Source organism: Pseudomonas sp. P5_B2 (genome assembly GCF_056400445.1).
The window spans coordinates 1-1,949 of record NZ_JBFULH010000706.1 but is presented as its reverse complement, the minus strand read 5'-3'; the positions used below and the strand labels follow the sequence as shown (position 1 = coordinate 1,949).

At 58.3% G+C, this 1,949-nt stretch carries 2 protein-coding genes; both read right to left on the bottom strand.

Translation table 11 applies throughout. From position 1 onward, the window contains the following. A partial coding sequence (locus tag AC1DRJ_RS25835; protein ID WP_477804652.1) for a thiolase family protein occupies positions 1 to 406 on the bottom strand: 406 nt, incomplete at its 3' end. Between the two features lie 29 nt (positions 407 to 435). Next, positions 436 to 1,949, bottom strand: a 1,514-nt coding sequence (fadB, locus tag AC1DRJ_RS25830) for a fatty acid oxidation complex subunit alpha FadB (protein WP_477804651.1), incomplete at its 5' end; no start/stop codon positions are given.

Here is a 1,949-nt window from a genome sequence, read left to right as displayed (position 1 = left end):
GATCGACACCGTGCATCATGCTCACGTGGCCCATGTGCTCGACGCCGCCGACGACGAACACGTCACCGTTGCCGGTCATGATCGCTTGCGCGGCAGTGTGCAGTGCGCTCATCGACGAGCCGCACAGACGGCTGACGGTCTGACCGGCAGCGGTGTGCGGGATCTGAGTCATCAGGGACGCCATGCGGGCGATGTTCCAGCCCTGCTCCAGGGTCTGGTTTACACAGCCCCAGATCACGTCTTCGACTTCGTTCGGGTCGACCTTGACGTTGCGTTCCAGCAATTTGCTGATCAGGTGCGCCGACATGTCTTCGGCGCGGGTGTTGCGGTGCATGCCGCCCTTGGAGCGGCCCATCGGAGTACGACCGAAGTCGACAATCACGACGTCTCTAGGATTCAAGCTCATAAGTTCACTCTCACTCTAGTTGGGGGCGCTTAACCGAAGAAGCTCTGGCCATTTTTGGCCATTTCGCGCAGCTTCTCGGTCGGGTGGTACAGCGCGCCCAAATCAGCGTACTGGTCAGCCAGGGCAACGAACTCGGCAACACCGATCGAATCGATGTAGCGCAGCGCACCGCCACGGAATGGAGGGAAACCAATACCGTAGACCAGACCCATGTCGGCTTCGGCAGCGGTTTCAACAATGCCGTCTTCCAGGCAGCGCACGGTTTCCAGGCACAACGGGATCATCATMCAGTTGATGATGTCTTCGTCGGTGACTTCGCGCTGCTCGTAAACGATCGGCTTGAGCACTTCCAGTACCGAAGGGTCGGCGACTTTCTTCTGCTTGCCGCGCTTGTCGGTCTCGTAGGCGTAGAAGCCCTTGCCATTCTTCTGGCCCAGGCGCTTGGCTTCGTAGAGCACGTCGACAGCCGAACGACGGTCATCTTTCATGCGGTCCGGGAAGCCTTCAGCCATTACGTCACGACCATGGTGACCGGTGTCGATGCCGACCACGTCCATCAGGTATGCCGGGCCCATCGGCCAGCCGAATTTTTCCATGATCTTGTCGATACGGACGAAGTCCACACCGGCGCTGACCAGCTTGGCGAAACCGCCGAAGTACGGGAACAGTACGCGGTTGACCAGGAAGCCCGGGCAGTCGTTGACGACGATCGGGTTCTTGCCCATTTTCTTGGCGTAGGCAACGGTGGTGGCAACTGCCACTTCGCTGGACTTCTCGCCACGAATCACTTCAACCAGCGGCATCATGTGCACCGGGTTGAAGAAGTGCATGCCGACGAAGTTTTCCGGACGCTTGAGGGCTTTGGCCAGCAAGGTGATGGAAATGGTCGAGGTGTTGGACGCGAGGATGGTGTCCTCTTTGACCTTGTCTTCCACTTCGGCCAGAACGGCTTGCTTGACCTTCGGGTTTTCTACGACTGCTTCAACCACCAGATCCACGTGACCGAAATCACCGTAGGACAGGGTCGGACGAATGCCGTTGAGCACTTCAGCCATTTTCGCGGCGGTCATGCGACCTTTATCAACGCGACCGACCAGCAGCTTGGCGGCTTCAGCCAGACCTTGCTCGATGCCGTGTTCGTTGATGTCCTTCATCAGGATCGGCGTACCTTTGGAGGCCGACTGATAAGCGATACCGCCACCCATGATGCCGGCGCCCAATACGGCAGCCTGCTTCACATCTTTAGCGATTTCGTCGTAGGCCTTGGCCTTTTTCTTCAGTTCCTGATCGTTCAGGAACAGACCGATCAAGCTCCGCGCGGCAGAGGTCTTGGCCAGTTTCGCGAAACCGGCGGCTTCGACTTCCAGCGCTTTGTCACGACCGAAGTTCGCGGCTTTCTGGATGGTCTTGATCGCTTCAACCGGTGCCGGGTAGTTCGGGCCAGCCTGGCCGGCCACGAAACCTTTGGCGGTTTCGAAAGCCATCATTTGTTCAATGGCGTTCAACTTCAGCTTTTCCAGCTTCGGTTGACGCTTGGCCTTGT